Here is a 16,287-nt window from a genome sequence, read left to right as displayed (position 1 = left end):
ATGCAATTAAAAAACAGATTAGAAAAAGGAATAGTCATTGCTCTACTATTTGTTGGTGGTGCACTCGTTTCGTTGCCGTTTATTTGGATGATTCTTAGTTCCTTTAAAACTGATAGAGAAGTATTAAGCATTCCACCAACTTTGTTTCCGAAAGAACCAATTTTTGAACACTACATCGAGTTGTTCCAAAACCTGGATTTCGACATTTATTTGGTTAACACGTTGATTATTGTAATCTGGTCCATGTTTGGTTTACTTCTTAATACGATGGCAGGTTATGCGTTCGGTAAATTTGAATTCCGAGGTAAGGGGATATTGTTTGTCATTGTTCTAATAACCTTGATGATACCTGCACAAGTAACAATGATACCAACCTATGTAATCCTCAATGAGTTAGGATTAACAAATACGATGACAGGTATTGTGGTACCGGGACTGATTTCTGCCTTTAATATTTTTCTTATCAGGCAGTTCATGGTTACCATTCCAAATGATCTATTGGAAGCTGCAAGACTGGATGGTGCCGGAGAGTTATTTATTTTCCTGAAATTAATACTACCGTTGTCCAAACCAATCATAGCAGTGCAAGTCATCCTAACCTTTATCGGTGCATGGAATAGCTTCCTATGGCCATTAATAGTGGCTAATGATCAACCCTACTACACATTATCCGTTGGCCTTGCCCTTTTACAAGATCAGAATGTCACCAATTACGGCTTACAGATGGCCGGTTCAGCAGTAATGGTTATCCCGATTTTAATTATCTTTGTTATTTTTCAAAAACAAATTATCGAAGGGTTTAATGTTTCCGGTATTAAATGAGAGGGAAGCGCTAGGACAGGTTTATGCTTCCAGGTCCTTTATGGTAAGCGTTTGGGATGGGATCCATATCAACATTGCTAAGGCACAACTACGGTTAACTGTTAGTTGTGCCTTCTTTTGTGAAAACCTATATTGGTTAAAATGCAACTAGGGTGATTAATTTATATTACGCACAAGGGGGATGGGTGGAACTTTTATCTTGCATAGGCCGCTAGAGGGGAGTGGTGGGGCTCAAACGAATCTTTTATTGTCGATACCTACTCGAATTTTGTAGATATTTCTCAGGAAATTGTTGAAATTTGAAAGTGAAATAAGAGTTTTTCACATCACATGGGGTGATATTCAAGCGATATATGTCGTATTTGGAGGCGATATATAATCTCCATATTGAACAAAAAAGTAAGAGTAAGTGCTAATATCAGTACCTTATATGTATAAAACGGTTCTAAACTGCAGTATATCGCCTGGCGATACACGACCGTAATTTAACACTACTCTTACTTAACAATCATTTCTTGAAAAGAGAAAACAGCCAGTTCCAATTCCCATTACGTTTTTGCAACTCTGCTTCTAATCGCTTATTAAAATCATTCTGTGATTCCCAATCTTTTTGCTGTTCATCCCGCATTTTTTGTATCTCTTCCTGCAAGAATTCCGTTCTTTGTTTTTCTTGTTCCAGTAAGCTTTCATAGTGGGCTTTTTGCTGCTCGGATAATTTTTCGATTTTGTTATTGGTCCGTTGTGAGGCGTTTCCGATACTTGAGCTTATCACATGATGGTCTTGCTGTAGCTGGGCGACAGTTGTGATGATATGTGACATATCGTTTTTAAGCTGGACGTTCATTTCACGGGTCGCTGCAAGCTCATTGACCAGGTATCTGAAGGCCTCTTTTAACTGATTCGGGTCTTGCGGCAAGGCCTCATCCGTATCGGGTAGCGCTATATCGGTTTTAATCATATCTTCTAATCTTTCTTTTTGTTGCAGGACAAGATCCCTTGCGGTGCTATCAAGCGGCTTGTCCGTATCGCGTAACGCTACAAGGGCCGTTATATCTGATTCAACAAAGATACGCCGGTCTCCATCCTTTAGAAACTCATAGCCGTTCCGCTCTAGTATTTGTCCATATTTCCTCACCGTGGGCGTCGCAATTCCCACTTCTTCTGCCACTTCCTTGGTGGAAAAGGCTCGTTCATTTGGTTGTATATCGTTTCGCATATCGCACCTCCTACCTATCAATATGAAGGTTTAATGTGATATTTGCAAGGGGCATATCGCCTAGAAGTACTTCTGTGGTACTTATAGTTGGATAGAAAATAGCCTTCCCAGTTTTAACGAGCAGGCTGTTTTCTAGGTTTTAGTAGACTCAGTCACTTACCAAACAAAATTGACCATTCTGATATCACGATAAGGGAAGAGAATGTGGGGGCGGGTACTTGGTACAGAAATAAATCTGTAGGATAGATAATAGTGACCGATCCTTCAAAGAAAACCTAAATCAGCACACTAATTAGCAACCCATTTGTTAACTAAATTGGGTTGCTTCTTTTTTATATAGTTGAGTGGAAGAAGTATTTAGTCACTATAGCAAAGAAATAAAGGGAAGATTTTATGGAACAGTGAATACTGAAATAATATCAAGGATGTTGGAGATTGCCGCTGATGTATTAGAGCCATCTGCATCTGAATGGTAAGGGAACATTCATAATAGTGATGAAGATCAGCTATGTCCCCTTTCTTGGGCATCTGCCAGATGAGAATGAGAGTGGAGCGGATAGTAGAGAACAAGGAAGAGATTTTTGGAGGTGCATTTCTTTAAGATCTTGGCAAGTCCTCCATTTCTAAATAGATGAGTATATAGGCAAAACAGCCCTTATGAAGAAAAGTATCCTTCATAAGGGCTGTTTTTATCTTGGCGCTGGGCCTACTCTAACCCTAAGTGCTCTCTCAATATCGACGATACACGGAGTCGTTCATCTTCAGCAACTTGTAAGTAATAGACTCCACCTATCGTAGCGCCCGATCCGGTGAGTTGAACTGTCTCCATGTTGTGGCGTGCTGCTGCGTATTTTCGTTGGATGGTCACCATTTCCATAGAGCTCAGGTCTGTTTTGACATTCTCCCCGATGGCACCAATCAGATTATCCAGTTTAGTGAAGCCTGCGAGTGAGGCACCTTTATTAATGACGGCTTGGACTACCTGCTTCTGACGATCGGCCCGGCCAAAGTCGCCCCGGGGATCCTGCTTGCGCATCCGGACGTAAGTAAGGGCAGAATCGCCATCAAGTGAAATGGTTCCTTCATCGAATGTTTTTCCATCTTCCGTGAAAGCGAAACTGTTGTTCACTTCCACCCCTCCGACAGAATCGACAATCTCCTTGAACCCCTCCATATTAATCTTCACATAATAATCAATCGGAATATCAAGGAAGTTTTCGACCGTAGGAATGCTCATCTCCACTCCGCCATATGCATGGGCATGGTTGATCTTATCCATGATGCCTTGTCCTATGATCTCTGTTCTTGTGTCCCGGGGGATGCTGACCATTTTCATTGACTCCGTCGCCGGATTGACCGTCAACACGATCATCGTATCAGACCGGCCTTTCTCGATGCTCCCACTTTCCTTATCAATCCCAATCAAAAGAATAGAAAGGGGCTCCTTTTTACTCAATTGCACTTTCCCATCACGCTTTGCAGAAAAATCACGATCTATTGGTTCATGCATCGTCGTCAAAGCCTTATTGACCGTGTACAAAGAATAAACAGCAACTCCGCCAACCAATAACAACAAAACCGCCAAAACACTAAGCAATACTTTTTTCCACTTCTTCGTTGAATTCTTCCTTCTCGAATCGCTGCGTCCCAAGAAACTCAACATCCTCTACTAGAAATTTTTTGAAGTAATGAGATTTAATGAGATTATATACTAACGCAATAAAGAAGACCAATCAGCCATGGGGAGAAGTCCCTTGTCCCGCCGTCGAGCACAGTAGCATAAGCTGCATTGGAAACCATCGCGCACAAATTAATTTTCCCACAAAAACAAAAAAACAAAACGTAGCCATGTCGATTTGAAAATCCGCTGCTGCAATGCTGGCTTTATAGGATTTTACACTCGGTTTAATCAAACGTTTGTTTAAAACCCAAGTGTAAATAGTTTTTTTACTATACTTTATATAAAAAAGGTGCCTGACCCCTATCGCATTAACGCAATAACGCAGTGGGGGTCAGGCACTTTTATTATGTCAACTTCATTAAGAAACAGTCGCCTCAAGCACGGTCAAGGTGTTATTGGTCGTATTCAGGTTCACGGAGGCTCCAATTGGGATTGCAGCCTTAAATCTGCCGTGTCCTGTGGCGAGGTTGATCATCAGGGGTTTTCCTATGGGTACTAGGATTTGATTAATCAGGTCGGCGTAGGTGGTGTTATAGGATATGGGACATTCCGTGCATTGTCCCATGATGATGCCAAGGCAATCATTGAATTTACCCGCCATGGAAAGCTGTGCAAGGTACCGGTAAATCATATTGGTCGGTGCGTGGGTTTCTTCCAGGAACAGAATTTTCCCCTTGGTGTCAATTTCATATTGAGTACCAAGTGTACTGACAAGTGATGTCATATTTCCGCCTATGAGGGGACCCGTTACATTCCCGGGTACGAGACTCATCTGCTGCAGCTCAGGTGGATTCCGGATGATCCGGGGCGAGGTGAAGGTGGAAGTCGCTTCAAAAAACTGATTAAAATTATAGGATGGTGTCTCGTTGCGGAAGTCCATCAGCATCAAACTGTGGAACGTGACTAGATCACTGAACTGATACAAGCAGTTCAGCAATATGGTTATATCGCTATAGCCGGTTATGATTTTAGGATTCGCCCTGATTACATCAAAATCCAGAAACGGAAGGATCGTCTGGACACCTGTCCCGCCCCGTGCCGGGAGGATCATCTTGACACTCTTGTTCCGGAACATGCTCATCACATCCTCGGCCCTTTTTTCAGCAGGAGCCGATACAATCCCACCATAAGCATACAGATTCGTGCCAAAAGCAATATTGAACCCCATATCCCTCAAATACTGCATCCTCGTATTAATGATTGTGGCATCAAGAGGGCTGCCCGGCGTCACCAATCCAATCGTGTCACCCCTTTGCAGCGCAGGCGGTTTTATGGCCATGTTCTTCTCTCCCTATTTTCAAATTAATTTCAACGGAAAAAATTCGCATTATTAATATGTATATGATAAGAAATTAAATTGAGAAGTGAAAGGTGCTCATGTAGGGACAAGATGAAGAGCCTAGAATTGCTAATTATAGGGACAGTTAACATAATTCTGAATAAATTAAATAGATCTAATGATAAAAAAAGCAACATCTTACAAAAAATAAGAGGTTGCTTCTTTCCTTGTGTTTACTGATAAATAATCGCTTCCATGGAAGGTATGGTTATTTCATAGCCAGAAACGGATTCATAGGTGACTGAGCCTGTCAATACACCTGAGACGGTGACAGTATCTTCACTCACTATACCCTCCATCCCAAAGCTGTTTTGGAAGGTAACAAAAATCACTTCATCATAATTTCCATTAATAGCTAAACGCATTTCCGTATCTATTCTGATTCCTTCTTCTTGTTCATATTCTTGGATTTGAAGAACTTCTCCTGTAAAGGTAACGGGTGTACCTTCATACTTGGAAAAGGATTTTTCCAATTCTTTATAAGCTACTGGACTTTGATTAAAGTATGCCTGAACCATGAACCTCTTCAATCGAATTAGCTTTGGTCATGTCAAAACCTTCATAAAACTTTAAATCGTATCCGTTTTCTTCTTCAAAAAACATGTAAATACTAGAATACTCATCTTCTTGTTGTAGTTTGTGTATTTCCGGATACTTTTCTATAAAGTCCTCCTCACTTGCAATTTCTTCCGCGATGTAAGTATTCACTTCATCTGTAACTGGAATGCTGAAAGTTATCCACATATACGAATTCATTAAAGGATAATAGTTAAAGTCGGTATCTTCAAATAGATAACTGATTAGCCCATCATAAACTTCCACTTCAACCTGTTGCTGCTGTCTTTCAATATATTCAAAGTATGGATCGTATAATTCTCCCCAAGTATCAGGATGACCAGGACCAATAAATAATTCTACTACAGTACCATCCGGTAAGCCTGTTTCGTATTCTATTAGGTATGTATTTTCATCCTTATTGTACTCCGAAGTTTTTAACTTGAATGTAAAACTGTTTTCATCCAATTTTACTTCTTCGGACACTGTATCCTCAGAAATCATGGAAGTATCCTCTGTGTTGCTACATGCGACCAAGAAACATGCACTTAGTAAAACAATCATAGCTGTTACAAATAACCTTTTCATTTCAAACCCTCTTTATTTCATTTTTTTACAACAATATTACAACTATATAACAAAGATATTGTAGAAAGATAGAGACTAAATGATGGAATTTTTTAGATGTTTACCAAGAGAATAATAATCTCCTCTAGGATAATTTCAATCTATAGATAATTTTAATAGTAAAATATTGGCTATTATTGAAATAGTGTTGTTTAACTACCCATTCATCAAGGGATTTTGAAAGGGCATTTTAATGCTTTTGCAGATGCTGGCGAAGTTTTTAAGTCTTGAGCATTGGTACCGGTGGCAGGGTTGGGACGAAGCGGGGGGAAGGTTCTCTGCTTCCTTGGAGATATGCGATATGTCAGGAAGAGCGATACGCGTTACGCCACTTGTGGCAAGGGATTTTCTGTATCGGGTAGCGATATGTCGGTTATTTACTTCCAACCTTATCCCTTTGTATCGCTTACCGCTACAACAGCAACAAAAGCGATTGTGTCAAAAAATTCAAGGGGAAGCGGGGGACGGTTCTCTGCTTCCTTAAATTTCAATGCAAAATGGGTTCTGTTTTAAAGTATTCTACTTTAAAGCGGAACCCATTTTTAGGTGCATTTTTATGTCTTTTAGCGATTTAACGTGCAAACGGGACAAGGAACCTGTCCCCGAAAATTAGCACTTAGGGAAACTGCAACCTACAATGATCAGCAGGATGAATAATACAATGATCAATAAAAAGGCGCTACCGTGGTGGCAAGGGGTGTGGCAGCCATAGCCATAGGCAGGGGCTGTGTAAGTCGGCATCTGCATAGGCATAGCCATAGCAGGGGCCTCCATTACACCTGCTACCATTTGTGGTGCCGGTACGTTTGGCGGTGCATTTACATTAGCATACATATTCTCTTTACTTCCTTTCGGTTTGGGATGACTTATACTGCATTATACTCACCTAGTCGAAAGAAGAACCTGTCAACCTAATAAATGGGTTGGTGTCACGGTTTTCATAAACCATCGTCCTGTTGCTTCCTCTTGACTAGACACCATTTAGTGTCGTATAATTATGACACTGATTGGTGGCCAATGAGTAAAGTGGAAGGGAGGAAGGATTTTTGGACCATGCTTACCAGGAACGTGATGTTTATGTAGCCATAGTAGATCCGACAAGACGCAAATTACTACGACTGTTGGCAGACTCGGATGAATTACCTCTTTATGAACTGACTCCTCATTTTGAAATGGGACGTACTGCTGTTTCAAAGCATCTGGCCATCCTCAAGGAAGCCGACTTAGTAACTAATCGTAAAATAGGCAGAGAAACAAGGTATAGACTAAATGCAGCTCCCTTAAAGGAAGTCAAGGATTGGTTATCTTTTTATGAGGAGTTCTGGAATGAAAGAGCGAGTTTACTTAAAAAAATTTTGGAGGAATAGTAAATGGCGGATTTATCATTAGATTTTCAATTTAAGAGTCCCATTGATAAGGTTTGGGATGCCTTGACACATTCGGATACGCTAGCCCAATGGGTCATGGAGAATAACTTCAGACCGATTGTAGGATACAAATGTCAGTTCCGAAATGAGGCAATAGGGCTGATTGTGGATAGTGAAGTACTGATAGTGGACAAGCCTCACAAGCTATCCTACACATGGGTGGGAGGACCGATAGACACTATTGTCACATGGACGCTTAAACAAGACGGGGAAACAACCCACCTGCATCTTGAACATTCAGGGTTCGAAGCGGAGAATCAAGCGTTCAATGGTGCGAAATATGGATGGGCAATGATGATTGATGAACTGAAAAACGTGTTGGAGGAAGAATAACACCAACCAACAGATAGTAAGGGGATAGTGAAATGAGTTTCTTAAAAGATACATTCGCAATACTTAAAAAAAGTGATCTGGCATTCTTAAAAAGGTATAAAGAATCCGATGGTGTCTATACCTTTCTTTTCGAAAAAGAAAAAGATCTAACTTGGCATGCAGGGCAGCATGGTCTATTCACGATCACCCACAGGAAGATAAAAAACGCTACACGTCCATTAACTGTCGCATCCACTCCTGCTGAGAATGTGGTTAAAATTACAACAGCAATCAGTGATAAGCCGAGCGAATTTAAAAAAGCTTTGCTGGAATTAGAAGAAGGGATGAAAATCAGGATGAATGGTCCTGTAGGATCCTTCTATCTGAATGATAACAGTCCCGCGCTCTTCATAGCAGGTGGTATCGGTATAACACCATTTCGTGCAATCGTTAAACAATTAGAGGCAGAAGGTAACGGAGTCCAGAAACAAATAAAGCTACTCTATCTAGATAGCGGAAAATCATATATTTATAAGGATGAACTTGACCGGAATACCTCAATCGATACCTCTTATCTTGCATCAAGGGATGAATTATATCTAGAAATGGATAAATTTATTACCTCCAACAATAATAACGCAAAATATTTTATTGCAGGTTCGAAGTCAATGGTAGACTCTATTACCAGCCACTTGAAAAGTAAAGGTATCTTAAAACGGAATATTAAAAAGGATGCGTTTATGGGGATCAATTGAAGCGTGGGAGGAGACCAGCGAGGTGGATCTTGCAGGGCTCCGTGCGAATCGCGGTGTGCCTAAGCCTGAATTTATTTTAGATAGCCGTCAGGATGTTTATCATGTACTTCGCTAAAAGCAATACAGGGAACCTGCAGAAGTAAAATAGTTTTTGTTAGATGCCCATTCATCAAGGGATTTTTGAATGGGCATTTTTATTGTTTTTACAGGTGCTTGACTGTTCAAGTCTTGGTCGGAATGCAGTATAGTGGCCAAAATTTTAGTTCGGGCGAAAAAGCTATGCAATCGGGCGTAATTTTACATTACCGGGCGCAAAACAGAAAAAGCGGGCGAAAAGCAGCCAATTCCGGGCGAAAACGAAAATGCGACGGGACAATCTATTCCCACATTGGCTTAAGGTAACGATAAAAATTATACTGTCAAAACAAAAAAATAAATTGAAATTAAGTATTTTTATTAGTTTATATAAAATGTGCTGATTGGATAAAATCTCAAACCCTGATTAATCAAACGTTTGTTTAAAAGACTACTTAAAATCGTTTTTCCCCTATACTTATTAATAAAAGGTGCCTGACCCCTTTGTCCAATTACAAGGGGTCAGGCACCTTCCATATAGAAATAGCTTCTTTTAACCCCTCCTCCTGCTTCCCAAGGTATCTTCCTTACTACGATATTCTTTATTCCAACAAAAAAACTAATCATAAAATTAGTGATGATTTTCATAAAATCAAAAAGAAGCCACTAGTTTCTGATTCAAGATGGCGTAGGTAGTTTGATTTTACAAAACGATCTAAATCATTCGAAATCAGCCATCCAACAATAAAAAAGCGCAAACCGTATCCGATTCAGTAATCATCTCATCATGCTATATAGTTCCCCATTGAATCAATCCATTCCGGATAATCAACATTTTGAAGGAGGAGATTATGAAACAACCAATATTCTTAACTCCGACTTTCCAGGAGAGAATCTGGGGCGGCAGGAAGCTGGCAACTGAATTCAAGTATAGTATTCCATCCGGACTTACAGGTGAGTGCTGGGCGGTATCGGGACATCCCAATGGACAAAGTATAGTGGCAAATGGTCCTTATAAGGGATATAAGCTAGGGGAGCTGTACCAGGAAAAGAAAGAGCTTTTCGGAAATTATCCAAGTAAAGTTTTCCCGCTGCTGACTAAAATTTTGGATGCGAACCAGGATCTTTCTGTTCAGGTCCATCCCAATGATGAGTATGCCAATAAGAATGAAAACGGCGAATTAGGCAAAACGGAATGCTGGTATGTGATTGATTGCGATGAGGGTGCGGAGATCATCTTCGGGCATACAGCGCAAACTAGAAAAGAGTTTATTGCTATGGTGAAAAAAGGGGAATGGGAAAAACTTCTTACTCGCATTTCTGTAAAGCCTGGGGACTTCTTCTATGTCCCAAGTGGAACGATCCACGCACTTTGTGCAGGAGTTTTAATTCTCGAGACACAGCAAAGCTCTGACACCACTTACCGCTTGTATGATTATGACCGAGTAGATGCACTGGGGAATGCCCGAGAACTCCATATTGAAAAATCAATTGCAGTGTCGACAATTCCTCATAAAAATGTAAACGTGACCCCAAAGGTAGAGAAAATAGACGATACCACGGTGACTACTTTTGTGGAAGGGGAGTATTTTACCTTATACAAATGGGACATCACATGCAGGTATACCACCATGCACCCGCGCCATTTCCTCATTGCAAGTGTAATCGATGGTGAAGGACAGTTGGAAACGCCAGAGGGTACATATAAGCTTCGCAAAGGTGATCACTTTATCCTTCCTCAAAGGCTAGGTCAGTTCACCCTTAAAGGAAAAATAAGCTTAATTGCTTCCCATCCTTAAACCAGGGGATCCATTATGGATGGCCCTTTTTTTTTATTTCTTCTTTCCTCTCTGGAAGAGATTATAAAGCCCATGAAATGATTATATGGAATTGAAGGGAAATCCATTAAATGACCAATTCACATAGGCCTCATATAAGTATTAATCAAACGTTTTGTTAAAAAGGCTACTTTAAATAGCTTTTCTAATTAATTTATTTTGTAAGTGGTACCAGATCCCGAGATATTGTCGGTTAAGGAAGCAGAGAATCGTCCTTTTGCTTCCTTTTGCTTCCCTTTGCTTCTCTGGTTTCTATTTAATGGAAAAAGGGAAAGGGTGGAAATAGTGATTATACAATGGGACGGGACTACGTCGGGAAAAACACTTGCTGATTCCCTTATAATCAACATATAAAAAAGACGGAGGAAAGATCTTGAGAGAGATACTTGGGGCTGTTATCGGAATTGGATTATTATCTTTTACAATGGCGGGTTGTCAGGCAGTGACCGATTTTAAAGAAGGCTATGAGCAGGGAAAGGCGGAAGCTGAACTGAAAGTGACTCCAGTTGGCAAGGAGGAGTATGAGGTTGCGATGTCGGAAAAAACGCAGGAGTTCTATGAACGGCTTGGCCGGACTCTGAAGGATTTGAAGGAAGCGGACGAAATCGATCAGAAGATGCTAGAGGAAGTCTATGAAGAGATTGATAGCATGGAACTTATGACTAGGGAATTAGTGGCATTGGAGCCGCCTGAAATGTATGCCGAGTCTGATCGGGTGTATGAGGAGGCGATGGGAGAATTTCAGGTGTATCTTGGCATCATGAGGGACGCATTGGATAAGAAGGATCTCATGATTATCAATTCCGGTGCGGAGAATGTGGAAAAGGCCGAGCTGCTGCTGAACCGGGCGAATGCATTGCTTTCTGTTACATATGATCGTCCGGTTGGAGATGGGACCATTACAACGGCGGATATGAAAGCCTTGGATAAGAATGCTGGAATCGATCGTGACAGTGTGCTGCTTAATGTATCGGAAGACGGAGCGGAGCTGGTAGGCAAATGGGGGACCTATCAAGAGGATGGGACGTTCCAGATCGGGATTGAGCTTTTTGAGGACGGAAGTTATGAAGGGTATTCTAATGGGGAGGCCACTCCCTTCATTGAAGGTGTCTGGTCTTATGATTATCTGAGACATACCATCAGCTTTGAACATGGAGCTGAAATGCGGAAGATGACGATGGACCTTCAGGCTTTTTATGATGATTCGCTGCAGATGATGGATGTAGACACATTGAATACGTTCAGCTATGTGAAAGAAGGTGTAGATCCGGATACAGCAAGTGATTAGGATTCTAGGAGTAAAGTGCTTTTTGCTTCCTTAGCAAGTTTTAATAATTTCCAATCTATAAAAGGGAACTTTTCTGGTCATAGGTCGGTCATCGATAGGGTGTTGCAATAATAGAAGGAAGCAGAGAACCGTCCCTCTGCTTCCTTTTGCATGTTAATCCCGCCAAAATGCATCTTAATCTATTATTTATACTTCTTGGCCTTAAATCCCCATATGAGTCTCGTTTTTTCTTATACTAGATTTATGAAAACGCATTCATAATGATTTATGAAGGGGGAAAAAGAAATGATTACATTCTTAACGGCTATCGCCTTATTGATTTTCGGATACTTTACGTACGGCAAGTTTGTCGAAAAAGTGTTCGGGATAAAAGAGGAGCGGGCGACACCAGCTTATGTTGATGCGGATGGTGTTGACTATGTTCCAATGAATACAAAGAAAAACTCACTGATCCAACTTTTGAATATTGCAGGAACAGGACCGGTTTTCGGACCGATCATGGGAGCGCTTTACGGACCTGTGGCATTCATCTGGATCGTTGTCGGCTGTATTTTTGCCGGGGCTGTCCATGATTACCTGACAGGGATGATTTCCATCCGTAACCGTGGCGCGCATTTACCGGAGCTAGCTACCAAGTTCCTTGGAAAAGCGATGAAGCATGTCGTTAATGCTTTTGCTGTCTTGCTCTTATTGTTGGTTGGTACGGTGTTCGTATCCACACCAGCAAGCCTTCTCAACGTATTATTGGACGGAAAAGTTGCGTTGGGCATTCTTATTGCACTTATTTTTGTGTATTACATTTTGGCAACACTATTGCCGGTCGATAAAATCATCGGTCGCCTTTATCCATACTTCGGGGCAGTGCTTGTGATCAGTGCTTTAGGAGTAGGGATTGGGTTAGTGGTAAAGGGTGCACCGATTCCTGAGCTTTCGTTCTCGAATTTCCATCCGGACAATTTACCGATTTTCCCATTGATTTTCTTCACGATCACATGTGGGGCGCTTTCCGGATTCCATGCAACACAAACACCGATCATTTCCCGTACGACTCAAAATGAAAAGCAAGGCCGTAAAATTTTCTACGGCATGATGATTGCAGAAGGTATCATCGCAATGATCTGGGCTGCTGCAGCGATGAGTCTTTTTGATGGATACAATGGATTAGGCGAACTGCTTGCAGCAGGCGGACCTGGTGCCATCGTAAGCGAAGTTTCCACAATGATGCTTGGTGCAGTCGGCGGAACTCTTGCAGTGCTTGGGGTTGTGATCCTGCCGATTACTTCTGGGGATACAGCTTTCAGAAGTGCACGTATGATTATTGCTGAGTATTTGAACGTTGCACAAAAGAAAATCTCAAGCCGTCTATGGATCGCACTTCCACTATTCGCGATCTCCGTAGTCCTGACACAGATCGACTTTAACCTGCTTTGGAGATATTTTAGCTGGGCCAACCAGGCCACAGCCGTAATCGCACTGTTTGTAGGTGCCATGTACTTGTACATTGCGAGAAAGAACTATTGGATTTCATTGATTCCTGGAACGTTCATGCTGGTCATGGTCATCACCTACATCCTGAACGCGCCAATCGGATTCCGACTGCCAATGAACATCGCCTGGATCGGCGGATTAATCGGAGCCGCCATCCTGGTCGCACTATTCTTCAAACAAGCCAAAAAAGCCCGTGCCAACAACATCCCACTCGAGGTGGATGTCTCGAATTATAATAAGGTGGCATAGGATTCTGTGTTCCGCGATATGGGACAGTGTTTCCGAATTGAATAAAGTAATAAGCAAAGCCGGCTGAAAAAGCAACTTTTCCAGCCGGCTTTTTAGTTTGTAGGCAAAAAGGGGATGCATCATATTTTTTGGCGAAGTGATCGTTTTGAGGGGAGTGACTTTATATGTTAATGAAGGACTTTTTTATGGTTGTGACCCACCAAAAGGTCTATCATCGGCAAGATGAAAGCCCTTTTTAAGGTTCGGCCACTCCAAAAAGTCCATCATCAGCTAGTTGAAGACCCTTTCTATGTTTCTAGCAGTCTGAAATGTCCATCATCGCTGTAATGGTGGACATTTCTACCCGTCAAACTACCAGAAAAGTCCCTCACATTTATTCTCTATCTCAACTACTAAATTCCCAATAGCCTAATCTATCTTAAAATTTCACTTTCCCCCTCTGTCTTTCATCAATACCACTTTCTTTCTTATTCATAGAATAGTAGGGAGATAGAGACCAATCTATTCTCACTATTAAGGGAAAAGAGGTGAATATTTTGAGATATTATAATCGTCAATGTGAAGGGCAGCCGCCTAACCGCTATCGTAAAGACTGTGATCAAACTGTCAAAATCAATGTGAACTGTGAAGGAAAGGAAAATGGAAACGGTAACCAAAACGAAACCGCTGCCTTCTGAGCGGTCAATAATAGAGATCAGCGAGTTGATGTGGTGGATGCCTTTAATAAGGTTCTTTTCCAGACTGAGCAATTTGATATCGGTAACATCTATAACGCTGGTACCTCCACATTTGTTCCACTAAAGGCTGGGGTCTATTTGGTTGCGGGGACTGTGACGCTTCTTCCGGACAGCACCACGACCGAATATCGCGTGCGTGTGGAAATCCATGTGAATGGTGTAAGTGTAGCCGCAGACAATGATTATTGGGGAGAAATTGATCAAGCAGGAGTCCTATTCGTCAATGCCATCAATGGTCTCCACCATCCTCCAGCTTCAACCAGGCAACCTTGTCGAAGTATTTATTACGAGTACCACTCCAGGAGTCATATTAACCAACACTCCATCCTTCTGTACACGGTTTGAAGCAGCGAAGCTATAAAAGTGACAAAAAAAAGAGCCCGACAGGCAAACGGGATACTGACTGTCGGGCTCTTTTCTTTTCATTGTTTTTGAATGCAGCTGAGTATATGATAGTTTTAAAATAAACGAAAAATGGAATATAAAGAGAATAAACCCTATAAAGGAAAAATGATGAAATTGTAAACGGGAATTTAGAGCAGGGGAATAGGAGTCAGCATGATAAAACTATCAAACTTTAAAGACATCATCGGAATAACTGATACAGAGATAAATGAATTCAAGCAAGAGCAAGAGTGCTGACATGAAAACGGTTAGAGCAAAATACCTGAATGAGCAACAATAAAATAAGTGCCGGAGCGTGATGAGAGATATGAAAAATAAAAGAACTGCGAGTAAAAAGAGGTATGCTGTAGCTGGAATACTATTAATTGTTGCAATTGTTATCTGCACCATCAGCGTCTTTACGCTGATCGCCGCTACCAAAGCGGATATGAGGCTGACCATCCCGGAGACCAAGGAATTTTCATTTGAAGAAGCTGGTACCTATACCATTTTCCATGAGTTTGAAGGAACGCAACAGAATCTTAATGGTGTGGGGGTAATGGTTCAAGAACAATCGACGAACCAAACTGTAGAACTGGAGAACTACACTGGAGCGACCTATGAACTAAATGGTCGGAAAGGGGTATCGATCTTCCAGTTTGTCATCGACGAACCAGGCACCTATCAGATTTCAGCGGAAAACGCAAACCTTGATACAACAACGGAATCAATACTGACCATCAAGCAAGACTTCGTGAAAAACATATTGTTTGTAGTGCTGGGAATCTTAGTAGGCTGCTTTATGGGGATAAGTGCCATAGTATTATTTATTTTGACTTATGTGCTAAGAAAGCGACAGAATATATTAATAGATAACTAGTGATAAAAAGATGATAGGGTTAAAAATGAAAATTGTCCTGTTGCAGCCATATTGATAGGTCCTTACTACTAAACAATTTTTAAAAAACGGAAATGGCAAACGAAATGTTGCCAACCCCGCTCTTTAATTAAAAAGATGCTATTCCCCTGCTCCATAGAAATGAACCCAGTGAAAAAGAGTCAAACAGCAAAGCACTGATCAGCATAAAGGTGAACATTACCAGCATGAACAATAGAAAGAGTGCTAAGCACGTACCTGTTGTACCTAGAGCGTAATAGAGTCGTATTTTATGTGGGGTTTTTGGCAGCATCACCAAGAACAGCAGGTAGCTCACCACAAAATACGGAACAAAGAACGAACCTGGGCCGGTGTGCTTCAACAAAGACACAAGGAAGTCAGGTAATTGAATAAATGCAACAGTCAGGATACCGGAAATAATGAAGTTGCTGATCCAACGGCCCCATTTTACATGTCTCATCCACTGCATGAAAGATCCCCCTTTTTTCTTTATGATACCAAAACATTTGGGGAATGGTGTATTTTTATAAACGAAAGCAGCCTTACAGATTTCTTCTGTAAGGCTGCTTTCGTTCGTTCAGTGGGACAAGAGGCCT

Annotated in this window: 17 protein-coding genes; 10 read left to right on the top strand and 7 right to left on the bottom strand. The window is 41.3% G+C overall.

Annotation, left to right across the window (positions count from 1 at the left end; translation table 11 throughout):
* Positions 1–822 carry a carbohydrate ABC transporter permease gene (locus JOC95_RS01690; RefSeq protein WP_204412791.1) on the top strand — a complete coding sequence of 274 codons (822 nt, stop codon included), beginning with the start codon at positions 1–3 and terminating at the stop codon, positions 820–822.
* Positions 823–1,330: 508 nt separating this feature from the next.
* On the opposite strand, the gene JOC95_RS01685 is transcribed toward JOC95_RS01690, so the two are convergent.
* The 6 genes from JOC95_RS01685 to JOC95_RS21715 form a co-directional block, all read right to left on the bottom strand.
* Positions 1,331–2,038: a MerR family transcriptional regulator gene (locus JOC95_RS01685; protein ID WP_204412789.1), complete on the bottom strand. Its 708-nt coding sequence runs from the start codon at positions 2,036–2,038 to the stop codon at positions 1,331–1,333.
* Between the two features lie 706 nt (positions 2,039–2,744).
* Complete coding sequence (locus JOC95_RS01680) at positions 2,745–3,689, bottom strand: LCP family glycopolymer transferase (protein WP_275580511.1); 945 nt, start codon at positions 3,687–3,689, stop codon at positions 2,745–2,747.
* A 388-nt stretch (positions 3,690–4,077) separates the two neighbouring features.
* Positions 4,078–4,998, bottom strand: coding sequence for a S66 peptidase family protein (locus JOC95_RS01675; protein ID WP_204412785.1), 921 nt, complete (start codon positions 4,996–4,998; stop codon positions 4,078–4,080).
* Positions 4,999–5,231: 233 nt separating this feature from the next.
* A complete protein-coding gene (locus JOC95_RS01670) occupies positions 5,232–5,576 on the bottom strand; it encodes a hypothetical protein (protein ID WP_204412783.1) in 345 nt (114 codons plus the stop codon).
* Positions 5,557–6,201, bottom strand: coding sequence for a hypothetical protein (locus tag JOC95_RS01665; RefSeq protein ID WP_204412781.1), 645 nt, complete (start codon positions 6,199–6,201; stop codon positions 5,557–5,559). The genes JOC95_RS01670 and JOC95_RS01665 overlap by 20 nt, the downstream gene beginning before the upstream one ends.
* 648 nt (positions 6,202–6,849) lie before the next feature.
* Positions 6,850–7,074 carry a YjcZ family sporulation protein gene (locus tag JOC95_RS21715; RefSeq protein WP_275580510.1) on the bottom strand — a complete coding sequence of 75 codons (225 nt, stop codon included), beginning with the start codon at positions 7,072–7,074 and terminating at the stop codon, positions 6,850–6,852.
* A 212-nt stretch (positions 7,075–7,286) separates the two neighbouring features.
* Between JOC95_RS21715 and JOC95_RS21340 the strand changes: the two genes are divergently transcribed.
* The 9 genes from JOC95_RS21340 (at position 7,287) to JOC95_RS01625 (ending at position 15,673) form a co-directional block, all read left to right on the top strand.
* Entirely contained in the window at positions 7,287–7,607 is a 321-nt protein-coding gene (locus tag JOC95_RS21340; RefSeq protein ID WP_239582656.1) for an ArsR/SmtB family transcription factor, read from the top strand.
* Between the two features lie 3 nt (positions 7,608–7,610).
* A complete protein-coding gene (locus tag JOC95_RS21335; protein WP_239582655.1) occupies positions 7,611–8,000 on the top strand; it encodes an SRPBCC family protein in 390 nt (129 codons plus the stop codon).
* A gap of 32 nt (positions 8,001–8,032) precedes the next feature.
* The gene (locus tag JOC95_RS01650) at positions 8,033–8,734 is read left to right on the top strand and encodes an FAD-dependent oxidoreductase (RefSeq protein ID WP_204412779.1); all 702 of its coding nucleotides are present in this window, start codon (positions 8,033–8,035) and stop codon (positions 8,732–8,734) included.
* A 926-nt stretch (positions 8,735–9,660) separates the two neighbouring features.
* Positions 9,661–10,608, top strand: coding sequence for a mannose-6-phosphate isomerase, class I (gene manA / locus JOC95_RS01645; protein ID WP_239582654.1), 948 nt, complete (start codon positions 9,661–9,663; stop codon positions 10,606–10,608).
* A gap of 412 nt (positions 10,609–11,020) precedes the next feature.
* Positions 11,021–11,935 (top strand): DUF3994 domain-containing protein, encoded by a 915-nt coding sequence (locus tag JOC95_RS01640; protein ID WP_204412777.1) that lies wholly within the window; start codon positions 11,021–11,023, stop codon positions 11,933–11,935.
* Between the two features lie 285 nt (positions 11,936–12,220).
* Positions 12,221–13,672, top strand: coding sequence for a carbon starvation CstA family protein (locus JOC95_RS01635; RefSeq protein WP_204412776.1), 1,452 nt, complete (start codon positions 12,221–12,223; stop codon positions 13,670–13,672).
* Between the two features lie 536 nt (positions 13,673–14,208).
* The gene (locus JOC95_RS21330) at positions 14,209–14,349 is read left to right on the top strand and encodes a hypothetical protein (protein WP_239582653.1); all 141 of its coding nucleotides are present in this window, start codon (positions 14,209–14,211) and stop codon (positions 14,347–14,349) included.
* Between the two features lie 33 nt (positions 14,350–14,382).
* Positions 14,383–14,754 (top strand): hypothetical protein, encoded by a 372-nt coding sequence (locus JOC95_RS01630; RefSeq protein ID WP_239582652.1) that lies wholly within the window; start codon positions 14,383–14,385, stop codon positions 14,752–14,754.
* Between the two features lie 367 nt (positions 14,755–15,121).
* Complete coding sequence (locus tag JOC95_RS01625; protein ID WP_204412775.1) at positions 15,122–15,673, top strand: hypothetical protein; 552 nt, start codon at positions 15,122–15,124, stop codon at positions 15,671–15,673.
* Positions 15,674–15,800: 127 nt separating this feature from the next.
* Here JOC95_RS01625 and JOC95_RS01620 read toward each other — a convergent pair whose 3' ends face one another.
* The gene (locus tag JOC95_RS01620; RefSeq protein WP_204412774.1) at positions 15,801–16,160 is read right to left on the bottom strand and encodes a hypothetical protein; all 360 of its coding nucleotides are present in this window, start codon (positions 16,158–16,160) and stop codon (positions 15,801–15,803) included.
* Between the last annotated feature and the right edge of the window lie 127 nt (positions 16,161–16,287).

The sequence above is a fragment of the Sutcliffiella tianshenii genome, assembly GCF_016908565.1.
GTDB lineage: Bacteria > Bacillota > Bacilli > Bacillales > Bacillaceae_I > Sutcliffiella_A > Sutcliffiella_A tianshenii.
Note: the sequence above shows the minus strand (reverse complement) of the source record. Positions and strands in the feature narration are given on the sequence as shown.

Bases quoted from the DNA above. Each gene is read 5' to 3' on its own strand.
- manA (WP_239582654.1), top strand. From the start codon at position 9,661: ATGAAACAACCAATATTCTTAACTCCGACTTTCCAGGAGAGAATCTGG.
- JOC95_RS21335 (WP_239582655.1), top strand. From the start codon at position 7,611: ATGGCGGATTTATCATTAGATTTTCAATTTAAGAGTCCCATTGATAAG.
- JOC95_RS01625 (WP_204412775.1), top strand. From the start codon at position 15,122: ATGAAAAATAAAAGAACTGCGAGTAAAAAGAGGTATGCTGTAGCTGGA.
- JOC95_RS01685 (WP_204412789.1), bottom strand. From the start codon at position 2,038: ATGCGAAACGATATACAACCAAATGAACGAGCCTTTTCCACCAAGGAA.
- JOC95_RS01665 (WP_204412781.1), bottom strand. From the start codon at position 6,201: ATGAAAAGGTTATTTGTAACAGCTATGATTGTTTTACTAAGTGCATGT.
- JOC95_RS01620 (WP_204412774.1), bottom strand. From the start codon at position 16,160: ATGCAGTGGATGAGACATGTAAAATGGGGCCGTTGGATCAGCAACTTC.
- JOC95_RS01675 (WP_204412785.1), bottom strand. From the start codon at position 4,998: ATGGCCATAAAACCGCCTGCGCTGCAAAGGGGTGACACGATTGGATTG.
- JOC95_RS01635 (WP_204412776.1), top strand. From the start codon at position 12,221: ATGATTACATTCTTAACGGCTATCGCCTTATTGATTTTCGGATACTTT.
- JOC95_RS01670 (WP_204412783.1), bottom strand. From the start codon at position 5,576: ATGGTTCAGGCATACTTTAATCAAAGTCCAGTAGCTTATAAAGAATTG.
- JOC95_RS01650 (WP_204412779.1), top strand. From the start codon at position 8,033: ATGAGTTTCTTAAAAGATACATTCGCAATACTTAAAAAAAGTGATCTG.
- JOC95_RS01690 (WP_204412791.1), top strand. From the start codon at position 1: ATGCAATTAAAAAACAGATTAGAAAAAGGAATAGTCATTGCTCTACTA.
- JOC95_RS21715 (WP_275580510.1), bottom strand. From the start codon at position 7,074: ATGTATGCTAATGTAAATGCACCGCCAAACGTACCGGCACCACAAATG.